14 protein-coding genes are annotated in these 21,597 nt (G+C 71.9%); 5 read left to right on the top strand and 9 right to left on the bottom strand.

Features of this window, described 5'->3' with window-relative positions; genetic code table 11:
- Positions 1-85: 85 nt before the first annotated feature.
- The 3 genes from ACWD38_RS24185 to ACWD38_RS24195 are packed head-to-tail and all read right to left on the bottom strand — an operon-like array spanning position 86 to position 2,936.
- On the bottom strand, positions 86-880 hold the full coding sequence (locus ACWD38_RS24185) for an ABC transporter ATP-binding protein (RefSeq protein WP_450124959.1): 795 nt from the start codon (positions 878-880) through the stop codon (positions 86-88).
- A complete protein-coding gene (locus tag ACWD38_RS24190) occupies positions 877-1,890 on the bottom strand; it encodes a FecCD family ABC transporter permease (protein WP_450124960.1) in 1,014 nt (337 codons plus the stop codon). Before ACWD38_RS24190 ends, ACWD38_RS24185 begins: the two co-directional genes overlap by 4 nt.
- Positions 1,887-2,936, bottom strand: coding sequence for an ABC transporter substrate-binding protein (locus tag ACWD38_RS24195; RefSeq protein WP_450124961.1), 1,050 nt, complete (start codon positions 2,934-2,936; stop codon positions 1,887-1,889). The genes ACWD38_RS24190 and ACWD38_RS24195 overlap by 4 nt, the downstream gene beginning before the upstream one ends.
- A 468-nt stretch (positions 2,937-3,404) precedes the next feature.
- On the opposite strand from ACWD38_RS24195, the gene gltB reads away from it, so the two are divergent.
- Both gltB and ACWD38_RS24205 read left to right on the top strand, forming a co-directional pair.
- Positions 3,405-7,955 carry a glutamate synthase large subunit gene (gltB, locus tag ACWD38_RS24200; protein ID WP_450124962.1) on the top strand — a complete coding sequence of 1,517 codons (4,551 nt, stop codon included), beginning with the start codon at positions 3,405-3,407 and terminating at the stop codon, positions 7,953-7,955.
- Positions 7,948-9,453 carry a glutamate synthase small subunit gene (locus ACWD38_RS24205; RefSeq protein ID WP_184481225.1) on the top strand — a complete coding sequence of 502 codons (1,506 nt, stop codon included), beginning with the start codon at positions 7,948-7,950 and terminating at the stop codon, positions 9,451-9,453. Before gltB ends, ACWD38_RS24205 begins: the two co-directional genes overlap by 8 nt.
- Before the next feature lie 44 nt (positions 9,454-9,497).
- On the opposite strand, the gene ACWD38_RS24210 is transcribed toward ACWD38_RS24205, so the two are convergent.
- On the bottom strand, positions 9,498-10,151 hold the full coding sequence (locus tag ACWD38_RS24210; RefSeq protein WP_450124963.1) for a YdcF family protein: 654 nt from the start codon (positions 10,149-10,151) through the stop codon (positions 9,498-9,500).
- A 310-nt stretch (positions 10,152-10,461) separates the two neighbouring features.
- Between ACWD38_RS24210 and ACWD38_RS24215 the strand changes: the two genes are divergently transcribed.
- Entirely contained in the window at positions 10,462-11,193 is a 732-nt protein-coding gene (locus tag ACWD38_RS24215) for a fumarylacetoacetate hydrolase family protein (protein WP_184481221.1), read from the top strand.
- A 105-nt stretch (positions 11,194-11,298) separates the two neighbouring features.
- Here the strand turns inward: ACWD38_RS24215 and ACWD38_RS24220 are convergent, their stop codons facing one another.
- Complete coding sequence (locus ACWD38_RS24220) at positions 11,299-13,587, bottom strand: HelD family protein (protein WP_184481219.1); 2,289 nt, start codon at positions 13,585-13,587, stop codon at positions 11,299-11,301.
- Positions 13,588-14,078: 491 nt separating this feature from the next.
- Entirely contained in the window at positions 14,079-15,485 is a 1,407-nt protein-coding gene (locus ACWD38_RS24225; protein ID WP_246457041.1) for a GntT/GntP/DsdX family permease, read from the bottom strand.
- Positions 15,486-15,922: 437 nt separating this feature from the next.
- Between ACWD38_RS24225 and ACWD38_RS24230 the strand changes: the two genes are divergently transcribed.
- Positions 15,923-16,660: a FadR/GntR family transcriptional regulator gene (locus ACWD38_RS24230; RefSeq protein ID WP_246457039.1), complete on the top strand. Its 738-nt coding sequence runs from the start codon at positions 15,923-15,925 to the stop codon at positions 16,658-16,660.
- On the opposite strand, the gene ACWD38_RS24235 is transcribed toward ACWD38_RS24230, so the two are convergent.
- The 3 genes from ACWD38_RS24235 to ACWD38_RS24245 all read right to left on the bottom strand — a co-directional run bounded on the left by ACWD38_RS24235 (position 16,654) and on the right by ACWD38_RS24245 (position 20,860).
- Entirely contained in the window at positions 16,654-17,364 is a 711-nt protein-coding gene (locus ACWD38_RS24235) for a transglycosylase SLT domain-containing protein (RefSeq protein ID WP_343071517.1), read from the bottom strand. The genes ACWD38_RS24230 and ACWD38_RS24235 overlap by 7 nt on opposite strands.
- A 239-nt stretch (positions 17,365-17,603) precedes the next feature.
- Positions 17,604-19,937 carry an ATP-binding protein gene (locus tag ACWD38_RS24240; protein WP_450124964.1) on the bottom strand — a complete coding sequence of 778 codons (2,334 nt, stop codon included), beginning with the start codon at positions 19,935-19,937 and terminating at the stop codon, positions 17,604-17,606.
- A 50-nt stretch (positions 19,938-19,987) separates the two neighbouring features.
- Positions 19,988-20,860, bottom strand: coding sequence for a macrolide 2'-phosphotransferase (locus tag ACWD38_RS24245; RefSeq protein ID WP_450124965.1), 873 nt, complete (start codon positions 20,858-20,860; stop codon positions 19,988-19,990).
- Positions 20,861-21,110: 250 nt separating this feature from the next.
- Between ACWD38_RS24245 and ACWD38_RS24250 the strand changes: the two genes are divergently transcribed.
- Positions 21,111-21,545: a hypothetical protein gene (locus ACWD38_RS24250; protein WP_246457037.1), complete on the top strand. Its 435-nt coding sequence runs from the start codon at positions 21,111-21,113 to the stop codon at positions 21,543-21,545.
- The last annotated feature ends 52 nt before the right edge of the window (positions 21,546-21,597 follow it).

A 21,597-nucleotide genomic window follows, 5' to 3' on the forward strand; every position in this document is an offset into this window, starting at 1 on the left:
TGTCTTCTCGCGAGGACAGCTTTTTCCCTCGTGGCGGAGCCACTTGGGAAAAAGATCCCGCAGCGAGAAGACACCTGAGGTTCCGCTACCCGCCCACCTGATCAGACCGACCCCGAACAGGAGCGACAACCGGGGAACCGTCGGGACCAGTGAGGACGGTGGCTCGGGCGTCGTAGTGGTCGGTGAGCACGGCGGGGGTGAGCACTTCGGCGGGTGTGCCGTGCACGGCGACGCGGCCGTCGGCGAGCAGCAGCAGGTTCTCGGCGTACTGCGCGGAGATCGTCAGGTCGTGCAGGGTCGTGACGACGGTGGTGCCGAGTTCGCGGCGCAGTTCGTCGACGAGGTCCAGCAGCGCTTGGGCGTGGCCGATGTCGAGGCCGGTGGTGGGTTCGTCGAGCAGCAGCACTCCGGCGCGCTGCGCCAGCGCCCGCCCGAGCACGGCTCGTTGCCGTTCCCCGCCGGAGAGCTCGGTGAGCGGGCGGGTGGCGAGCCGGGTCAGGTCGAGGCGTTCCAGGATTCGCCCCACCACTTCCCGGTCGGTGCGTCCTTCGCGGCCGAGCGGCCCGAGGTGCGGGGTGCGGCCCAGCAGCACGTAGTCGGTGACGGTGAGTCCTGGTGGCAGCTGCGGGATCTGCGGGGCGTAGCCGAGCAGCCGGGCCCGTTCCCGGCGTCCGGTGTCGTGCAGCGGGCGTCCGCCGATGAGCACGGTGCCTTCGTGGCGCAGCAGGCCGGCGATGGCTTTGAGCAGGGTGGACTTGCCGGAGCCGTTGGGGCCGATGATGCCGAGCCAGCCGCCGCCGGGGACGTGCGCGGAGATCTCGGTCAGCACGGTGCGCCGCCGGTATCCGGCGGTGAGGTCGCTGATCCGCAGATCGTTCACGCGCGCCTGCTCCGGTGCAGCAGCACCGCGAAGAACGGTGCTCCGGTGAACGCGGTGATCACGCCGATGGGCAGTTCGGCGGGGGCGAGCGCGGTTCGCGCGAGCACGTCGGCCAGCACCAGGAAGGCGCCGCCGAACAGCAGCGACAGCGGCACGATGATGCGGTAGGTCCCGCCGAAGGCCAGCCGCACGAGGTGCGGTACGACGAGCCCGACGAATCCGATCAGCCCGGCCACGGACACGGCGGCGGCGGTGGCCAGCGATGCGGCCACCAGCACCACGGCGCGGGCCCGGCCGGGGTGCACGCCGAGCGAGGCGGCCTCTTCGTCGCCGGTGCCGAGCAGGTCCAGCAGCCGCCCGCAGGCGCACAGCACGGCTCCGGAGACGAGCAGCAGCGGCAGCACCAGCAGCACGTCCGACCAGCCCGCGGTGCTCAACCGGCCCAAGATCCAGAGGTAGACCTGTTGCAGGCTCTCCAGCCGCAGCTGCTGCAGGAAGGTCTGCCCGGCGGCGAGGAAGGCGCCGACGGCGACTCCGGCGAGCACCAGCGTCGCCGCGTCGTTGCCCGCGGAGCGCCCCAGCAGCCAGGTCAGCGCCACGCCGCCGAGCGCTCCGGCGAACGCGGCTGCTTGCGCCGCGCCGGGCGCCGATCCGGCCTGCGGCAGCATGGTGATCACGAGCGTCACCCCGAGCCCGGCGCCGCCGGCCGCGCCGAGCAGGTACGGGTCGGCCAGCGGGTTGCGGAACACGCCTTGGAAGGCGGCGCCGGACACCCCGAGCGCGGCCCCGACCAGGGCTCCGAGCACGGCGCGCGGCACTCGCAGCCGCCAGAGGATCGCGGCTTCCCGCTCGGACAGCGGCGAGTGCCCGCCGGTGAGCTGCGCCCAGATCTCCCCGAGCACCCGCGTCCACCCGAGGTCGGCGGCCCCCAGCAGCACCGAGCCGAGCAGTGCCAGCAGCAGCGCCGCGACTCCCGCCAGCAGCGGGCCCGGCCGCAGCCGCGAGCTCAAGGACGCTGGGTGCGGGCCACGGTGTCGCTGACCGAACGCACCAGGTCGACCACGCGCGGTCCCCACCGGCCGGCGATGTCGTCGTCGAGGGCGATGACGCGGTTCTCCCGCACGGCGGTGAGCGTGTCCCAGCCGGGCCGGGTGGCGGCGGACTGCGGCGTGGCGCCGCAGCACTTCGCGTCGGCCAGGAAGATCAGGTCGGGGTCGGCCTGCACGATGCGTTCCTGGGCGAGCTGCGGGAAGTCGTTGCCCGCGCCGCCCGCTTCGTCGGCGATGTTGGTGAGGCCGAACAGCCCGTACACGCCGCCGATGAAGCTGTGCGAGGTGGTGGTGTAGAAGTCCGGGCTGACTTCGTGGAAGTAGCTCAGCGGCTCCGGCGGCTTCGGGGTGTCGGCGACGATCTTGGCGATGTCGTCGCGCATCCGCCGCGTCACGTCGTGGGCCTGCCTGCTGTGCCCGGTGGCCTGGCCGAGGGTCTCGATCTGCGCGTACGCCTCGTCGAGGGACGCCGCGGACGGCGTGACCAGCACGGGGATCTCCAGCTCGTGAAGTCCTTCGACGAGCTTGCCGGCGCCTTCGGGGGCGATGACGAGGTCCGGGTCGTGGCCGGCGACGGCCGCGGCGTCACTGGTGAGGCCGTTGAGGTCGGTGCGCGGCGCGTGCTGCGGGAAGTCGGAGAACTGGTCGGTGGCCTTGACCTGCTCGCCGGCGCCGATGGCGTAGAGCGATTCGGTGGCGGTGGGGCTCAGCGACACGATGCTCTTGGGCTGCTGGGGCAGCGTGACCGGTTCCTGGCCTTCGATGGTGATCTGCGCGGGGAACGCGGCGGCCGGGTCTTCGACCGGGGCTTCCGGTGCGGGCGACGGTGTGCGCGTGGCGCACGAGGTGCCGGCGAACAGCAGGGCCAGCACGGCCAGCAGCAGGGCGGGAATGCGGCGGAACCCGAGCATGACGTCCTCGTGGTCGGGCCGGTGCGCCACGTGTGCGCGCCGGGTGCGGTGGCTGGCGGCGACGCCGCGCGCGAACGCACCGGAATTCGCTGCCACGAGCGCCCCGAGCTGGAAAGATACCAGGAACTGATCGTCGCTCGCGGACGCCGGGTGCGCACCCCGGCCGTCGACCTGCGCGGGGTGGCGCCGTTCGCCGGGAAGTCGGAATATTCACGTCGGCGGAGAGCTGACTTGCGGTGCTGCTTCCGGGTATCGTGCTTGTTAAGGTTCGACGAACTCCGGTCGTGGCAAGGGTGCCCGTCGTGGCCTGGTGCTTGAAGAATCCGACCGCTCCGCCCGCCGGAACGGCGGTGCTCTCCGCTGGAGCCGACGCGGTCCACCGCAGCGTTCCGGCTCGCCGACCGGACCTGCTTTCGCCGAGTGCGGTGCCCTTGCCCGGCTCGGCCGATCATCCGTCCAGCGCCGGACGCCCACGCGGGCCAGCGTCGTCCCGTGCCCGGAAGAGATCATCGCGCGCTTCGCGGTGTTCTCCCAGCACGAGAACCGACGAGGGAGGTTTGCGCAGTGGTCTTCTCTGCCTTTCCCGCCACGCAGGGTCTGTACGACCCCGCTGCCGAGCACGATTCCTGCGGTGTCGCCATGGTGGCCGACGTCCAGGGCCGTCGTTCGCACGGCATCGTGGCCGACGCGTTGACCGCACTGGCGAATCTCGATCACCGCGGGGCCGCTGGGGCGGAACCGACCAGCGGTGACGGTGCGGGGCTGCTGGTGCAGCTGCCGGACGAGCTGCTGCGCTCATGTCCGGGTTTCGACCTGCCGGAGCCGGACGGGGCGGGCCGGGCGCGCTACGCCGCGGGCATCGGGTTCCTGCCGGTGGACCCGCAGCGCCGCGCGGCGGCGGTGTCCCTCGTGGAACGCCTCGCCGCCGAGGAGGGCCTGCGCGTGCTGGGCTGGCGGGATGTGCCGATCACGCCGGAGCGCGCGGGGGTCGGCACGACCGCGCTGGAGTGCATGCCGCACTTCTCGATGCTGCTGGTCGAGGGCCTCGCGGGCGAGGCCGGGCTGGAGCTGGACCGCTTGGCGTTCTGCCTGCGCAAGCGCGCCGAGCGGGAGTCGGCTCGGTCGGGCGCCGAGCTGTACTTCGCGTCGCTGTCGGCGCGCACCTTGGTCTACAAGGGGATGCTCACCACCGAGCAGCTGCCGCTGTTCTTCCCGGACCTCACCGATGAGCGGCTGGCGTCGGCGATCGCGGTGGTGCACAGCCGCTTCTCCACGAACACCTTCCCGTCGTGGCCGCTGGCGCACCCGTTCCGCTACATGGCGCACAACGGCGAGATCAACACGATCCGCGGGAACCGGAACCGGATGCGGTCGCGGGAGGCGCTGCTGGCCTCCGACGTGATCCCCGGCGACCTGTCCCGGCTGTACCCGATCTGCGCCGACGACGGTTCGGACTCGGCCTCGTTCGACGAGGTGCTGGAGCTGCTGCACCTGGGCGGGCGGAGCCTGCCGCACGCGGTGCTGATGATGATCCCGGAGGCGTGGGAGAACCACGCCGAGATGGATCCGAAGCGCAAGTCGTTCTACCGGTTCCACGCGGGCCTGATGGAGCCGTGGGACGGGCCCGCCTGCGTCACGTTCACCGATGGTTCGCTGGTGGGCGCGGTGCTGGACCGCAACGGGCTGCGCCCGGCGCGGTGGTGGCGCACCGCCGACGACCGCGTGGTGCTGGCCAGCGAGTCGGGTGTGCTGAACCTGAAGCCGGAGGAGGTCGTCGCGAAGGGCCGGTTGCAGCCGGGCCGGATGTTCCTGATCGACACCGAGCAGGGCCGCGTCGTCGACGACGACGAGATCAAGACGGCGCTGGCCGAGCAGCACGCCTACGAGGAGTGGCTGCACGCGGGCCAGTTGAACCTGGGGCAGCTCGCGGATCGCGAGCACGTGGTGCAGAGCCACGAGTCGGTGGTGCGCCGCCAGCTCACGTTCGGCTACACCGAGGAGGAGCTGGCGCTGCTGCTGGCGCCGATGGCCTCCGGTGGCGCCGAGCCGCTGGGCTCGATGGGTTCGGACACGCCGCAGGCCGCGCTCTCGCAGCGCTCCCGGCTGCTCTACGACTACTTCGTGCAGCACTTCGCGCAGGTCACGAACCCGCCGCTGGACGCGATCCGGGAGGAGATCGTCACGTCGGTGGCGCGCGTGATGGGGCCGGAGCAGAACCTGCTGGAGCCCGTCGCGGCGTCCTGCCGGCACGTCGTGCTGCCCACCCCGGTGATCGACAACGATGAGCTGGCGAAGCTCATCCACATCAACTCCGACGGGGACCTGCCCGGTTTCGCCTGCACCGTGCTCTCCGGCCTGTACGAGGCCGGCGGTGGTGGCGAGGCGTTGGCCGAGGCCGTCGAACGGGTGCGCCAGGAGGCTTCCGAGGCGATCAGCGCGGGCGCACGGGTACTAGTGCTCTCCGATCGGGATTCCGATCACCGGATGGCGCCGATCCCGTCGTTGCTGCTGGTCTCCGCCGTGCACCACCACTTGGTGCGGACCAAGGAGCGTTTGAAGGTCGCGCTGGTGGTGGAGAGCGGCGACGCCCGCGAGGTGCACCACATCGCCGCGCTGCTCGGGTTCGGCGCCGCCGCGGTCAACCCGTACCTGGCCTTCGAGACGATCGAGGACATGATCTCGACGGGCCAGATCACCGGTATCCGGCCGCGGGTGGCGATCCGCAACTACGTGCAGGCGCTGGTCAAGGGCGTGCTGAAGGTGATGTCGAAGATGGGCATCTCCACCGTCGGCGCCTACACGGCCGCGCAGATCTTCGAGTCGGTGGGCTTGTCGAAGGAGCTCGTCGCGGAGTACTTCACCGGCACCGGAACGCAGCTCGGCGGGGTCGAGCTGGAGGTGCTGGCCGAGGAGGTCGCGCAGCGGCACCGCCGCGCCTACCCGGAGAACCCGACCGAGCGGGCGCACCGCAGGTTGGAGGTCGGCGGCGAGTACTCCTACCGCCGCGAGGGTGAGTTGCACCTGTTCTCGCCGGAGATGGTGTTCCTGCTCCAGCACGCCACGAAGACCCGAAAGGTCGAGGCGTACCGGTCCTACACCGCCGAGTGCGACCGGCTGGCCCGCCAGGGCGGCACGTTGCGCGGCATGTTCGAGCTCAGCAGCGGCCGGGAGCCGATTTCGATCGACGAGGTCGAACCGATCTCGGAGATCATGAAGCGGTTCGCGACCGGCGGCATGAGCTACGGCGCGATCTCCGCGGAGGCACACGAGACGCTGGCCGTCGCGATGAACCGCATCGGCGGCCGCTCCAACTCCGGTGAGGGCGGGGAGGACGCCGACCGGCTCTACGACGACGAGCGCCGCTCCGGCATCAAGCAGGTCGCCTCCGGCCGGTTCGGCGTGACCAGCGAATACCTGGTCAACGCCACCGATGTGCAGATCAAGATGGCGCAGGGCGCGAAGCCGGGCGAGGGCGGTCAGCTGCCCGCGCACAAGGTGTACCCGTGGATCGCGAAGACGCGGCACTCCACGCCGGGCGTCGGGTTGATCTCGCCGCCGCCGCACCACGACATCTATTCGATCGAGGACCTCGCGCAGCTCATCCACGACCTGAAGAACGCCAACGACCGGGCGCGGGTGCACGTGAAGCTGGTCAGCTCGGTCGGCGTGGGCACGGTCGCGGCGGGTGTGAGCAAGGCGCACGCCGACGTGGTGCTCATCTCCGGCCACGACGGCGGGACCGGTGCGGCGGCGCTGACCTCGCTCAAGCACGCGGGCACGCCGTGGGAGATCGGGCTGGCCGAGACGCAGCAGACGCTGCTGCTCAACGGTCTGCGGGATCGGATCACGGTGCAGGTCGACGGGGGCATGAAGACCGGCCGCGACGTGGTGATCGCGGCGCTGCTGGGCGCCGAGGAGTACGGCTTCGCGACCGCCCCGCTGGTCGTCGAGGGCTGCGTGATGATGCGCGTCTGCCACCTCGACACCTGCCCGGTGGGCGTGGCGACCCAGAACCCGGAGCTGCGCCAGCGCTACACGGGCCAGGTCGAGCACGTGGTGAACTTCTTCGAGTTCGTCGCCGAGGAGGTCCGCGAGCACTTGGCGCGGCTCGGCTTCCGCACCTTGGACGAGGCGATCGGCCAGGTCGGCGCGCTGCGCACCGATGAGGCCGTGGAGCACTGGAAGACGACGGGCCTGGACCTGACGCCGGTGTTCGCGGAGCCGGAGGCGCCGCATTCGCCGGTGCGCCGGCGGGTGCGCGAGCAGGACCACGGGCTGGAGCACGCCCTGGACCGCACGGTGATCCAGCTGGCGGAGGCGGCGCTGGAGGACGCGCACCCGGTGCGGCTGCGGCTGCCGGTGCGCAACGTGAACCGGACCGTCGGCACCTTGCTGGGCGCGGAGGTCACCCGCCGCTTCGGCGGCGACGGCCTGCCCGACGACACGATCCACGTGGAGCTGGAGGGTTCGGCGGGCCAGTCGCTGGGCGCGTTCCTGCCGCCGGGCGTGACGCTGGAGATGATCGGCGACGCCAACGACTACGTCGGCAAGGGCCTGTCCGGTGGGCGCGTGGTGGTGCGTCCCGATCCGGCTTCGGCGTTCGCCGCGGAGGACCAGGTGATCGCGGGCAACGTGATCGGCTACGGCGCCACGGCGGGCGAGCTCTTCCTGCGCGGGCAGGTCGGTGAGCGGTTCTGCGTGCGCAACTCGGGTGCCACGGCCGTCGCCGAGGGCGCCGGGGACCACGCCTTCGAGTACATGACGGGTGGTCGCGCCGTGGTGCTCGGCGGTACCGGGCGCAACGTCGCGGCGGGCATGTCCGGTGGCATCGCCTACGTGCTGGACCTGGATCCGGTGCGGGTGAACACGGCGATGGTGGACGTGCAGCAGCCGACGGCGAAGGACCTGCGCTGGCTGCACGACGTCGTGCGGCGCCACCACGAGTGCACCGGGTCGACGGTGGCGGCGTCGCTGCTGGGCGATTGGACGCGGCGCTCGGCCGCGTTCGCGAAGATCATGCCGCGCGACTACGCGCGGGTGCTGGAGGCGATGCGGCTGGCCCGTTCCGAGGGCCGCGACGTCGAAGAGGCGATCATGGAGGCGTCCCGTGGCTGACCCGAAGGGTTTCCTGAAGTTCTCCCGGGCCGAGGCCCCGAAGCGCTCCTACGACGAGCGGCTCGGCGACTGGCGCGAGGTCTACGCGGCACTGTCCACATCAGACCGAAAGGCGGAGGTGTCCACGCAGGCGGCGCGCTGCATGGACTGCGGCATCCCGTTCTGCCACTCCGGTTCCGCGGGCTGCCCGCTGGGCAACCTCATCCCGGAGTGGAACGACCAGGTCCGCCGCGGCCACTGGGACCAGGCGAGCGAGCGGCTGCACGCGACGAACAACTTCCCCGAGTTCACCGGCAAGCTCTGCCCGGCCCCCTGCGAGGCGGCGTGCGTGCTGGCGATCTCCCCGGACGCCGGGGGAGCGGTGACGATCAAGCGGGTCGAGGAGACCATCGCGGAGGTCGGCTGGGAGCACGACCAGGTGCAGCCGCAGCCCGCCGAGGTCGGCACCGGCCACCGGGTGGCCGTCGTCGGTTCCGGGCCCGCGGGGCTCGCCGCGGCCCAGCAGCTCACCCGCGCCGGGCACGAGGTGACCGTCTACGAGCGCGACGACCGCCTCGGCGGCCTGCTCCGCTACGGGATTCCCGAGTTCAAGATGGAGAAGTCCGTCCTGGACCGCCGGTTGGGGCAGATGCGCGCCGAGGGCACCAGGTTCGTCACCGGCTGCGAGGTCGGCGCCGACGTGACGGTGCCGCAGCTGCGGGCGGACCACGACGCGGTGGTCCTCGCGGTGGGCGCGCTGCGCGGCCGGGACGACCGCGCGGTGCCCGGCCGGGACCTCGACGGCGTGCACTTGGCGATGGAGCACCTGGTGCCGGCGAACAAGGAGGTCGAGGGCGACGGCCCGACGCCGATCTCCGCGCGCGGCAAGCACGTCGTCGTCATCGGCGGCGGCGACACCGGTGCCGACTGCTACGGCACCGCGACCCGCCAGGGCGCGCTGAGCGTGACGCAGCTCGACCAGTACCCGCAGCCGCCGACGCGGCGCGACGACGACCTGTCGCCGTGGCCGACGTGGCCGTACGTGCTGCGCACCTACCCGGCGCACGAGGAGGCGGGGGAGCGGAAGTTCGCCGTCGCCGTGGAGGAGTTCGTCGGCGACGACGAGGGCCACGTGCGCGCGGTGCGGCTGCGCGAGGTGCGCGTGGAGCGCGACGCCGACGGCAAGCGGCAGGTCGTGCCCGTCTCCGACGCCCCGCAGGAGCTGCCGTGCGACCTGGCGCTGCTGGCCATCGGCTTCGAGGGCGTGGAGCACATGCCGCTGCTCGACGGCCTCGGCATCGAGCTGTCCGGTCGCGGCACCATCGGCTGCGGCTCCGACTGGGAGACCTCCGCGCCGGGCGTGTTCGTCTGCGGTGACGCGCACCGCGGGGCGTCGCTGGTGGTGTGGGCGATCGCGGAGGGCCGGTCGGTGGCGAACGCGGTGGACGCGCACCTCACCGGTGCCTCCGACCTGCCGTCCCCGGTGCACCCGACGGCGCTGCCGCTGGCGGTGGTGTAGCCGACCCCGTCGCACCGCCCCGCCCGGCGGGGCGGTGCGACCGGTCAGTCCCGGACGAGGCGCGCCGTGTATCCGGCGTCGACGAGCCGCAGGTAGGCGGCGCGCACCTCCGCGGGCACGGGTTGCGCCACGGCGAAGCCGAGCTCGGCGTAGCGGGTGATGCGTTGCGTGTCGCCCACCAGCATGGCGATCACCCGGTCCGCGTCGCCGATGCTCTCGACGTGCTCCTCCAGCGACTGCGCGGTCGCGGCGCAGCGGAATTCGGCTTCGGGCCAGCGCTTCCGGGCCGTCGCGAGGGCGCGGCGCTGCTGGTAGGGGCGTGAGATCAACATGATCCGGGCGTGCAGCAGGCCCTGCTCTGCCAGCAGCGCGCGGGTGAACTCGATGTTCTCCCCGGTGTTCGTGGCCGCGGTCTCGACCTCGATGGCCGCCTCCGGGACGCCGAGTTCCAGCGCGTGCTCCCGGAAGTGCACCGCCTCGCCGCGCGGGAACCGCTCGACGGTGGTGGGCGCGTTGGCGCCGGTGAACACGATCCGCGGGAACCAGCCCTGGTGGTAGAGCTCGGCGGTGCGCGTCGCGACGCCGAGGTCGTGGCTGCCGAGGCCCACGCCCACGTCGCAGCGGCGCGGTTCCTGCCGGAGGTCGTGGTAGTCCCACAACGTCCGCACGTCCGCCGCCGACTCCGCCGGCACCGCCACCGCGCTCACCTCTCTCGTCGCCGACCGCCGGACGATGATCGCTCATCTCGCGGCCACCCACCGGATATCCGGCGGGGCCCGAGAATCTCACGAGGTCGTGCGGCGGGGCCCGGCGAGCGACCCGTTCTCCGCGCGGCCGAGATCTCCGCCACCGCCGGGCGCGTGAGGGAGTTCACGGTCTCGCCGATTCCTCCGTGGACCGTTGGTTGCGGTGGCACCTACCTGATGGGATGGCCGCACGGCACCGCACGGGCTCGGCGCGCCGCGTTCCGGACCGAACGGAATCCCTACTACTCGTGGAGTGCGTCGCATGAGACTGGTGCGCTACCAGGCCGCGTCCGGCCCCCAGTCCGGGGCGCTGGTGGGCGGGGTGCTGCACCCGCTGCCGGAACCCACCGCGGAGGTGCCGATCGGCGACCCGTTCCGCAGCCCCGAGTCGTTGCTGGCGCCGGTGCTGCCGGGCACGGTGTTCGGCGTGGCGAGCCGGGTCGACGAGACGGGCGAGGTGCTGCCACCGGCGACGTTCCTGAAGGCGGTGGGCAGCGTGGTGGGGCCGGGCGGTGCGATTCCGCTGCCGTCCGGGATCGGCCTGGTGGAGGCCGCGGCCGAACTGGCGGTGGTCGTGGGATCGCCGATCTGGCAGGCCGATCCGGAGCTGGTGCTGACCCGCGTGCTCGGCTACACGATCGCGCTCGACGTCACGGCCCGCGACGAGCAGCGCCGCGATCCGCTGTCGACGGCGGCGAAGAGCAGGCGCGGGTTCACGCCGCTGGGCCCGTGGATCGAGACGCGGTTCGACCCCGCGGACGCGGCGATCACGTTGCGCCGCAACGGTGAGCGGGTCGCGGCGGGCTCCACCGCGGACCTGGTCCGCGGCATCCCGGAAACCCTGTCCCACCTGTCCACGCTGGTCGAGCTGAACAAGGGGGACGTGGTCCTCACCGGCGCTCCCGGCACGATCAGCCCGATCGAACCGGGCGACGCGCTGGTCGCCGAGATCGACGGCATCGGCGAGCTCACGAGCCGAGTGGTCACGGCCTGAGCCCGCGCCCGAGCAGGCGGGTGCTCGGCGTTCTTCTCGCGAGGACAGCACCGCCGGGCGCGGCGGAGCCGCCCGTGCGAGAAGAACACCGAGACCGCGGGCCCCCTACGCGAGTCCCCCGAGCACCGACGGCACCCCCGAGGTGTGCACGACCCCGAGGCGCTGGGTGGATCGGGTGAGCGCCACGTACAGGTCGTTGAGCCCGCGCGCGGACTCGCCCAGTATCCGGTCCGGGTCGGCCACCAGCACCGAGTCGAACTCCAGGCCCTTGACCTGGTCCACGGTGAGCACCACGACCCGCGCTTCCAGCTCGTCCTGCTGGTCGCCGACTTCCGCTTCCGGCACCTGCTCGGCGATCCGAGCGCCGACTTCGTCGAGGTGTTCCGGCGGCAGCAGCACGGCGAGCGTGCCGTCGACGGCGTCGAGTTCGGCGCGCACCAGTTCCGGCAGCACCGCGGGCAGGTCCGACTCCGGCACCTGCCGGGTCCACGGCGCGTGCCCGCTGGTGCGCACCGACGCCGGCGGTTCCAGGTCGGTGTCCATAGCCGCGAGCACGTCGGCGGCCACCGACATGATCTCCGCGGGGGTCCGGTAGTTCACCGTCAGCTCGGCGAGCTGCCACCGGTCCATCACGTATGGCGAGAGCACCTCGTGCCAGGAGGCCGCGCCGCCGAGCGCACCGGTCTGCGCGATGTCGCCGACCAGCGTCATCGACCGGCTCGGGCAGCGGCGCATCAGCACCCGCCACGCCATCGTCGAGAGCTCCTGCGCCTCGTCGACGATGACGTGCCCGAACGTCCAGGTGCGGTCCTCGGCGGCGCGTTCGGCGGCGGTGAGGTCGCTGCGGGTGCGGTGGCGCTGCGCGAGCAGTTCGGCGTCGAGCACGTCGGAGACCCGCAGCCGTTCCTCGTCGGCGATCTCCTCGTCCTGCTCCATCAGGTGCAGCACGCCCTGGGCGTAGGCGAGCTCCTCGCGTTCCTGGCGGGCCTGCTCCTCGCGGGCCTTCGTGTCGTCCTCGCCGAGCAGTTCGGCCAGTTCGTCCAGCAGCGACGCGTCGGCGGGCGTCCAGTCCGAACCGGGTGCGCGCAGCAGCGCCTGGCGTTCCTGGTCGGTGAGGTGCTTGCGGGCGGCGGTGGTGAGCCGCTTCGGCGTGCTGAGCAGGTCGTCGAGCAGCTGCTGCGGCGTCAGCTGCGGCCACAGCGAGTCGAGGACCTCGGTGACCGCGTCGTCGGCGCGCAGTTCGGCGCCGATGTCGTCGAGGTCGCGCCGGTCCAGCAGGTCCCGGCCGAGCCGGTCGGCGACCTGGTTGGTCAGGCCCGAGATCATCTCCTTGCGGAAGATCTTGCGCGCGTGGTTGTGCGGCTTGCGGGACCGGCGGGCGCGGCTGCGGGCGTTCGAGACGAGGTTCTTGCCCACCGACAGCGGTTCTCGGTCGAACAGGACCTCGATGGGTTCCTTCGGGACCCGCTGGCGGTCGCGCACGGCCGAGTTGAGCACGTTCACCATCACGCCGCGGCCCTTGATCTCCGCGGCCTCCGCGGATTCGGGGGCGGTGGCGGAGACGCCGGGGAACAGTTCTCCGGCGGTGGACAGCAGCACGCCCGTCTCGCCGAGCGACGGCAGCACCTGGCCGATGTAGCGAAGGAACGTCGAGTTCGGCCCGACGACGAGCACGCCGCGCTTGGTGAGCTGCTCGCGGTAGGTGTAGAGCAGGTACGCCGCGCGGTGCAGCGCCACCGCCGTCTTGCCGGTGCCGGGACCGCCCTGCACGACCAGCACCCCGTTCATGGGGGCTCGGATGATGCGGTCCTGCTCAGCCTGGATGGTGGCGACGATGTCGCCCATCTGCCCGGTGCGCCGCGCGTCCAGCGCCGCCAGCAGCGTCGCCTCCCCGGCGAGGCCGAGGTCGCTGCCCTGCTCACCGGCGTCGAGGTCGAGGATCTCGTCTTCGAGGTCGACCACGGTGCGCCACTTGCTGCGCAGGTGGCGGCGCCGCCACACGCCGTCGCGGGCGGCGGCGGTGGCCAGGTAGAACGGCCGGGCCGCCGGCGCGCGCCAGTCGATCAGCAGCGGTTCGTACTCGCGTTCCTCGTCGAACAGGCCGAGGCGTCCGATGTGGAACACCTCGTCGCTGTCGAGGTCGAGCCGCCCGAAGCACAACCCGTGCTCCACCGCGCTGAGCTGGGTCAGCTTGTCGGTGTACATGGTGGTGGAGATGTCGCGTTCGGTGCGCGCCTGCGGCGTGCCGCCGGTCTGGCGCAGCGTGTCGGTGAGCCGTTTCGTGGCGTCCCGGCGGAGTTCGTCGAGTTTGTCGTAGAGCGTCGAGACGTACTGCTGCTCGGCGGTCAGGTCGTCGGTGCGGTCGGGTCCCCGATCTGCTCGGGCGTTGGACAACTTGGCTCCACCTTGTGCTCACATGATGTGTCGGACCGGAGGTGCCGACGGGCCGTGAATGCGTCCCCGGCGAGAGTCCGACCAACCATCATACCGGCACTCGATGACCACCCCGTCCCGCTGCGACGGCACCCCGGAACCTGTCTTTGAGGCTTGAGTAGTGGGTCGCTCAGCGGAACCTCAGCGGCTTCCTCGTTGCGGGATCGATTTCTCATGTAGCAGCCCTACACCACGAAATCGCTGTCCTCGCGAGGAAGCCGCTGAGAACCCGCCGGTGGTCGTCCTGCTCAGGCTGATCACTGCTCAGCGGCTCCGCCACTGACAAGACAACGACCAACAACGCCGCTCACCTGGAACGACAAGATCAAAGACGCCCGTGCTGCTCCGGAGGCACCCAAGACGGACCAAGGTCGCTGCGGCAACCGGACGGCACTGTGCCGCCGCAGCGACCGGAGTCGCCGCGGCGGCACCTCAACCGGCCCTTCGCCGCTCTACAGCAGCAGGTCCAGTAGGACGATGACCACGAACGACACGACCGACAGGATCGTCTCCATCGCCGACCAGGTCTTGAGCGTCTGCCCGACGGTCATCCCGAAGTATTCCTTGACCAGCCAGAACCCGGCGTCGTTGACGTGCGACAGGAACAGCGAACCGGAGCCGATGGCCAGCGCCACGAGCGCCCCGTGCACCGGGTCCAGCCCCACGACCAGCGGCGCCACCATCCCGGCCGCGGAGATGGTCGCCACCGTCGCCGAGCCCGTCGCGACCCGGATGCCGACCGCGATCAGCCAGGCCAGCAGCAGCGGCGACAGGTGCGCGCCCGCCGCCACGTCGGTGATCATGGTGTTGACCCCGGATTCGACCAGGGTCTCCTTGAACCCGCCGCCGGCGCCGACGATGAGGATGATGCCCGCGACCGGCGGCAGCGAACCGCCGACGATGCCGGACAGCGCGGTGCGCCCCAGCCCGGAGCGCGGCCCGAGCGTGGCCATCGCGATCAGCACGGTCAGCGTCAGCGCGACCACGGGGGTGCCCAGCGTGTCCAGCGCGACGTAGCCGAGGCTGCCTTCGGTCAGGGCGAGGTCGGCGACGGACTTGCCGAGCATCAGCACGACCGGCAGCAGCAGCATCACCACGGACAGGGCGAAACCGGGCCGCCTGCCTTCGTCGTCCGGGCCGGGCGTCTTGCCCAGCAGCGTCGAGGCCGGGGGCAGCTCCACGCGCTTGGCGATGAACGAGCCGAACACGGGGCCGGCCACCACGGCCGTCGGGATGGCCACGACGATGCCCAGCGCGAGGGTGGTGCCGAGGTCCACGCCGAGCGCGTCCACCGCGGCCAGCGGGCCGGGGTGCGGCGGCACCAGGCCGTGCAGGATGGACAGCCCCGCCAGCGCGGGAATCCCGATCCGCAGCATCGGCTGTTCGGAGCGGGCGGCGACCATCACCACGATCGGCACCAGCAGCACCACGCCGACCTCGAAGAACATCGGCAGCCCGAGCAGCGCGGCGATGAACACCATCGCCCACGGCAGGGTGCGCCGGGTGGTGCGTTCGAGCACCGTCTCCACGATCTGCTGGGCGCCGCCGGTGTCGGTGAGCAGCCTGCCCAGCATCGCGCCCAGCGCGACCAGCAGACCGACGTCGCCGACGGTCTTGCCGAGCCCGTCGGTGAACGTCTCGACGAGGTCTTCGAACGGCATCCCGGCGACCACGCCGAGCGTGGTGGCGCCCAGCGCCAGCGCCAGGAACGGGTGCATCTTCACCCAGCTGATCAGCACGACGATCACGGCGATGCCGCTGACCGCGGCGGCCAGCAGCCGGGTGTCGTGGCCGCTCCAGGCGCCGGGTGGTGCCTGCGCGAGCAGGGTGCCCGCGACGGGCAGGGACATCAGAGGCATGAGGGGCTCCTCGCTGAGCTCGGTGCGCGGCCCACCTTAAGAGCAGATCGCTGAAAAGTATGACTTTTCCGGCTCATGAACCGATTAAGTCTGCTCTGTTAACCGAGTCACGAGGCATAGTGCGGGCGACGACCGGCTCCGAACGGCCCGCGTCCTGCCGCCACTCGGCCGCAGCCACCCCGCGGGCCGAGCGGTCCGGAGACCAGATGAGGAGCCCTTGCGAATGATCTTTTGGTCTTTTCTTGTCAGCCGGCGAAGCCGCTGAGCAGTGACCGGCTTGAGCACAACGACCACCGGCGGGTTCTCAGTGGCTTCCTCGCGAGGACGGCTTTTTCCCTCGTGGCGGAGCCACTTGGGAAAAAGATCCCGCAGCGGCGAAGCCACTGAGGTTCCGCAGAGCGACCCGCCACGAAGGTCATGCTGAAAGGACTCCTAAGTTGAAGCGAACGGACGAGGGGAGCCTGGTGAGCGGCGGACTGCACGGGCAGGTGGTCGACGTGCTCGGCCACGAGATCAGCGCGGGCGAGCACCCGCCCGGCACCGTGCTGCGCATCGACGGGCTGGAGCAGCGCTTCGGCATCTCCCGCAGCGTCGCCCGCGAGGTGGTGCGCACGCTCGCGTCGATCAGGCTGGTCGTCAGCCGCAAGCGCGTCGGCGTCGTGGTGCGTCCGCGCGCCGAGTGGAACACCTTCGACCCGGCGCTGATCCGCTGGCTGCTCGCGGTGGACCGGTCCGCGCAGGTCCGGACCCTGGTGGAGCTGCGCACCGCCGTCGAACCCGTCGCCGCCGCGGCGGCGGCCAGGCACGCCGACCACGAGCAGGCCGCCCGCCTCGTCGGCCTGGCCGAGCGGATGGTGGCCACCGCCCGCTCCGGCGACCTGGAGACCTTCCTGGAGGCCGACGTCGACTTCCACGGCCTGGTGCTGGCCGCGTCCGGCAACGAGATGTTCGCGCAGCTGCGCGACGTGTTCGGCGAGGTGCTGCGCTGGCGCACCGGGCACGGCCTGATGCCGGAGCACCCGAAGCCGCTCGCGGTCCGGCTGCACTGTGAGATCGCCGAATGCATCCGCGGCGGCGATCACGAACGCGCCGAGTCGGCGATGCGGGAACTGGTGCAGGAGGCGTTCGAGGGGACCCTCGAACGCCTCACCACCGAGCAGCAGGGCGATCAGTAGCCCTCGTAGCCACCGCCGGAGCCGACGCCGACGACGCCGGGCACGTTCGACACCGAGCCGTAGCGGTCGATGGAGTACCGGGTCGCGGCCACGATGTTGTCCACCGGGTTCCAGATGTCCTGGTGACCCGGCACCGCGAACGAGTGGAACGTCGGGTCGATCGTCTGCATCAGGCCCTTCGACGGAGTGCCCGCCGACGCGTTCGAGTCCCAGTCGTTGGCGGCCATCGGGTCGCCGCCGGACTCGTGCTCGATGATCGTGCGCAGCGCCGCCGGGTCGATCTGGTCGCGGGGCACGCCGTGCGCTTCCAGCACCGCCGTGGCCTGGCTGATCCAGCCGCCCACGGGGTCGGCGGGCGCACCGCCCAGCGCCGGACCGGTGTTCGGGGGACTCACCGGTCCGGGCTGGACGTGCCCGGCCACCGGGGCGGCGGCGCGGGGTTCGGGGGTGTGTTCCGCCGCGGGGGCTCCGCCGAGCACGGCGCTGAGCACGCCGGTGGCGACGACGGAGGCGGCGATCTGGGCGGTCCGCATCTTCGGGGTGAGGCGGTGCGCGCCGATGGCTTCGCTGGTGCTCCACAGCTCCCGCAGCGCGGGGACCGCTTTGTCGTGGAGCCGGTGCAGCAGCGCGGTCGGGGACTTGGGGCCGGTGGTGCTGTCGGGGGTGGTCAGGGCCTCGGGGAAGGTGTGGTCGGGGGAACTCACGAGGACCAACAGTCCCTCACCGCCCGTATGCCTACATCGCGGTTTCCACGTGTGCAGGTACCTACTTTCGTAGATCCGCGTGGTGGGAAACCCGTTTCCCGTCACGCGGAGTACACCGGTGACCGGGGGTCGGAGGCGGACGGGTGCGGCGATCTCCGAGCCGATCGGTACGCGGCGACGACCGGTGCGGCGAGGGCCCGGCGTCGGCGGCCGAGCCTTCCCGCCGCCGGGTGCTCACGTCAAGAAGAACGTCGTCCCGCCAGCCAGCCGGCGATCTGGGCGCGGGAGGAGAAGTCGAGCTTGGTCAGGATGTGCTGCACGTGGCCTTCCACGGTGCGCTGCGCGATGACCAGCGTCTCTGCGATCTCCTTGTTCGTCCTGCCCTGCGCGACGAGTTCGGCGATCTCCCGCTCCCGTTTGGTCAGCGTCGTCGCGGTCAGCTCGTCCGGGGCGACGCTGCGCGTCGTCCGCTTGAGCTCCAGCGCGTAGTCCACCGCCGACTCCGGCGACATCTCGTAGCCGCGGTCGAAGGCCTCCCGGTAGGCGCGGTCGCCCAGCGCGCGGCGCGCGCCCTGCTCGTTCTCGTCGTGCGAGGACTGGAACCGCCCGTAGTACTCGGGTGCGGCGCGCACCGCGTCCCACACCGCCGACGCCGCCCCGAACAGGCGGGCCGCCCGCTCGTCGCGACCCAGCCCGTGCGCGATCCACGCCAGGATGTCGATGGTGAACGCGCTGGAGAGCCGGTTGTCCAGCGTGCGCTGCAACCGCAGCGCCTCCTTCGCGGCCGTCTCCGCGCGCGCCGAGGCCCCGCGCAGGATCTCGATGTGCGCGCTCGCCCACAGTGCCGCCGACCGCCACAGCAGTTCACCGCGCCCGGTCGCCGCCTCGATGCATTCCCGCAGCAGCGCGATCCCGCTGTCCCGATCGCCGCGGAGCCCTTTGACCAGGCCCAGCGCGAACAACCCGAACCATTCCCCGTAGACCGCCTCCAGGTCCCGGAACCGGCCGAGCGCGTCCGCGAGCAGCTCCTCGGCCTCGGCGAGGTCGTCGCGGAAGAACGCCGCCATGCCCCGGATCTGCGTCACGTGCGCCAGCTCGTACTCGTCGTCGTGCTCGGCGGCCAGCGCCGCCGCCTCCTCCAGCAGCGGCAGGGCGGTCGAGGTGTCGCCCTGCAGCAGCGCGAACCACGCGGTGGCCCGCAGGCCCGCGGGCCGCTCCGGGGTGTCCGGCGGGACGTGTTCGAGCGCCGTCTCCAGCCAGTGCCGCGCCTCCCCGTTGAGCCCGCGGATGCTCCAGAACGGCGTGAGCCGCGACGCCAGCCGCAGCGCGCCCGCCGCGGTGCGCCGCTCGTGCGCCGCCGTGTCCAGCGCGAGCCGCAGGTTGTCCAGGTCCAGCCGCAGTTCTCGCACCCACGCCGTCTGGTGCGGGCCGAGCCAGTCCGCCGCGAACCGGTCGGCGAGCTCCGCGTACCACTCGTGGTGGCGGGCCAGCACCCGCTGCCGCTCCCCGGAGGCGTCGAGTCGTTCCTGGCCGTAGTCGCGCAGCGCGTGCAGCAACCGGAACCGCACCTCACCGGCTTCTTCCTCGCGCACCAGGATCGACTGGTCCACCAGCGAGTGCATCGAGCCCAGCACGTCGACGCGGCTGAGCCCGTTGCTGGCCACGTGCTCGGCGGCGGCCAGCCCGAAGCTCCCGGCGAACACCGACACCCGCGCCCACGCGATCCGGTCCTGCTCGGAGCACAGCTCGTAGCTCCAGTCGATCAGCGCCCGCAGGCTCTGCTGCCGCGGCGGCGCGCCGCGGCGCCCCTCGCTGAGCAGGTTGTAGCGCTCGACGAGCCGCTCCTCCAGCTGCTGCAGCGACAGCGACCGCAGCCGCACCGCGGCGAGCTCGATCGCCAGCGGGTTGCCGTCGAGCCGCGCGCACAGCCGCATCAGCACGGCGCCGTCCTCGGCGGTGACCTCGAACTCCGGCACGGTCGAGCGCGCCCGGTCCAAGAACAGCCGCACCGAGGAGAACTGCTCGTAGGACTCCGGTGGTGGCGGGTCGTCGAGGTCGGGGATCTGCATCGGCGGCACCACCAGCGTCGCCTCCCCGGCCACGCCCAGCGACTGCCTGCTGGTGGCGAGGATGCGCACGCCTGGGCACCAGCGCAGCACCGAATCCACGAACAGCGCGGCGTCCTCGATGACGTGCTCGCAGTTGTCCAGCACCAGCAGCATCTCCCGGTGCCGCAGGTGTTCGACGACGGCGTCCACGTCGGTGCCCGAGGACGGTCCGCCGAGGCTGAGCTGTTCGATGGCGGCTTCGGCGAGCAGGGTGCCGTCGCGGAGCTCCTCCAGGCCCACGCACCACGCCTTGTCCCGGAAGATCCGCCGCATGCTGGAGGCCACCCGCAACGCCAGCCGGGTCTTGCCGACCCCGCCCTGGCCGGTGAGGGTGACCAGCCGGGATTCGGCGAGCAGGCGTTTGGTCCGGGTGATCTCATGTCGCCGGCCGACGAAGCTGGTGACGTCGACCGGTAGGTTGCCCGCCGACTCGCGGACGCGGGCCGACCGCGCACTGGAGACCACGCCCCGAGCCTAACCCGGCTTCGCCCTGTCGGTCGGGGCGATCTTGCAGGTCAACGGCTTGCCAAGGTCAACCTGGAGCGCGCGAGATCGACGAAGCGGGCCTGTCCGGCGCGTAGCCCGTGCAGTCCGAGCGAGACGGTGCGCCGGAACTCGGCGAGTTCCACGACGTGCTCGTGCAGCGATTCCCGCGCGTTCCCGCCGGCGGCGGTGTAGGCGGTCAGCAGGCGTCGCAGCCCGTCCGGCCCGAAGGCGGCGCAAGGGGCGGCGAAGTCCTGCGCTGGGTCGTCGATGGCCGCGTCCGCCCAGTCCAGCAGCCCGACGAGCCTCCCCGCCCCGTCGACCAGGATGTGGTTCGGGCTCAGGTCCCGGTGCACGGGAACGCCCGCGCCGAGCCAGTACCGGTCGTCGGCGAGCCAGTTGCGCCACCGCCGCGCCCGGTGCTCCGGAACGGGCAGCAGGGCGACCCCTTCGGCGAGTTCGGCGTCGATCTCCGCCCGCAGCGCCCGCGGCCCGCCGGCTTCGACGCCGGTGGACGCCAGCAGGTGCGGTGGCGTGCCGTGCAGCGCCGCGATGACCTCGCCGAGCCGCACCAGGTAGTCCTCGTCGGCCGTTCCGAAATCCACGTCGAGCGTGAGCGGGTCCTCGGCCGCCAGCGGCTCGCCGCTCAACCGCCGGTAGGCGACCAGGTCGGGAGCGCGGATCTCCCAGCGCGGCAGTTCCACCGGCAGCCGTGGCCGCAGCACCTCCAGCAGCCTGCCCTCGGCGGGTAGGCGCGCCGCGACGCCCGCCCGGCGCGGTTCCCGCAGGACCCACCGCGTCCCGTCGCGGGCGGTCGCGAGGTGCACGCGGAAGTCCCAGCCGGTCTCGTTCACCTCGTCGACGCGCACGTCCAGTCCGTGCGCGCGGGCCACGTCGGTGATCATGTCGGCACGTTAACGGGCGGCGGCGAGCGGTGTCATCGGAAATTGCGGGACTTTCGGACCGTTTCCGGGTGCGGTGGCGCCACAATTCCCCCGGCGGTTCCCGGGTGTCACAGCGGCCTTCGCGCGGGCACGACCCGGCGTGCCCGCGGAATTACGCTGGAACGGTCGTAGAACGGGCCCGGTGATCGCGCGGAGGCGTTCCTCCGCGCGCATCGGATCCCCATTTCCACGTGCTCCGGGGGTGTGCGCGATGCCATTCCACTTGCCCGAGGACGAGTTCCCCGGCCACCGGGCCCGGCGGAGGTCGCGAACGCTGATCGTGCTGCTCAGCGCGTTCACGATGATCGTGGCCCTCTGCGGCGGCGCGGTCGCCGCCGGTGCCGCCGCGAAACCGGCCGAGGGCGATTCCCCGCGGAAGGTGACGGTGACGATGGTCGATTACCGGCTGCTGATGCCGTCGCACCTCCCACCCGGTCGCTACACGTTCCGGGCGGTGAACCGGGGAATCGCGCCGCACGCCTTGGAGGTCAAAGGACCGGGTGTGGAGAACAAGCGCACCATCACGGTGAAGACGGGGCAGTCCGCGGATCTGACCGTCACCTTGACCCGCGGCACCTACGATTTCTGGTGCCCCGTCGGGAACCACCGGCACGTCGGAATGGAGCTCGACGTGCACGTCGGCTGAGCCCTCCGCCGTGGTGCGAGCCGGGAAAAGGGAGAGCGCGATGTCGGCGCCC

It is taken from the genome of Saccharopolyspora sp. NPDC002578 (genome assembly GCF_053592695.1).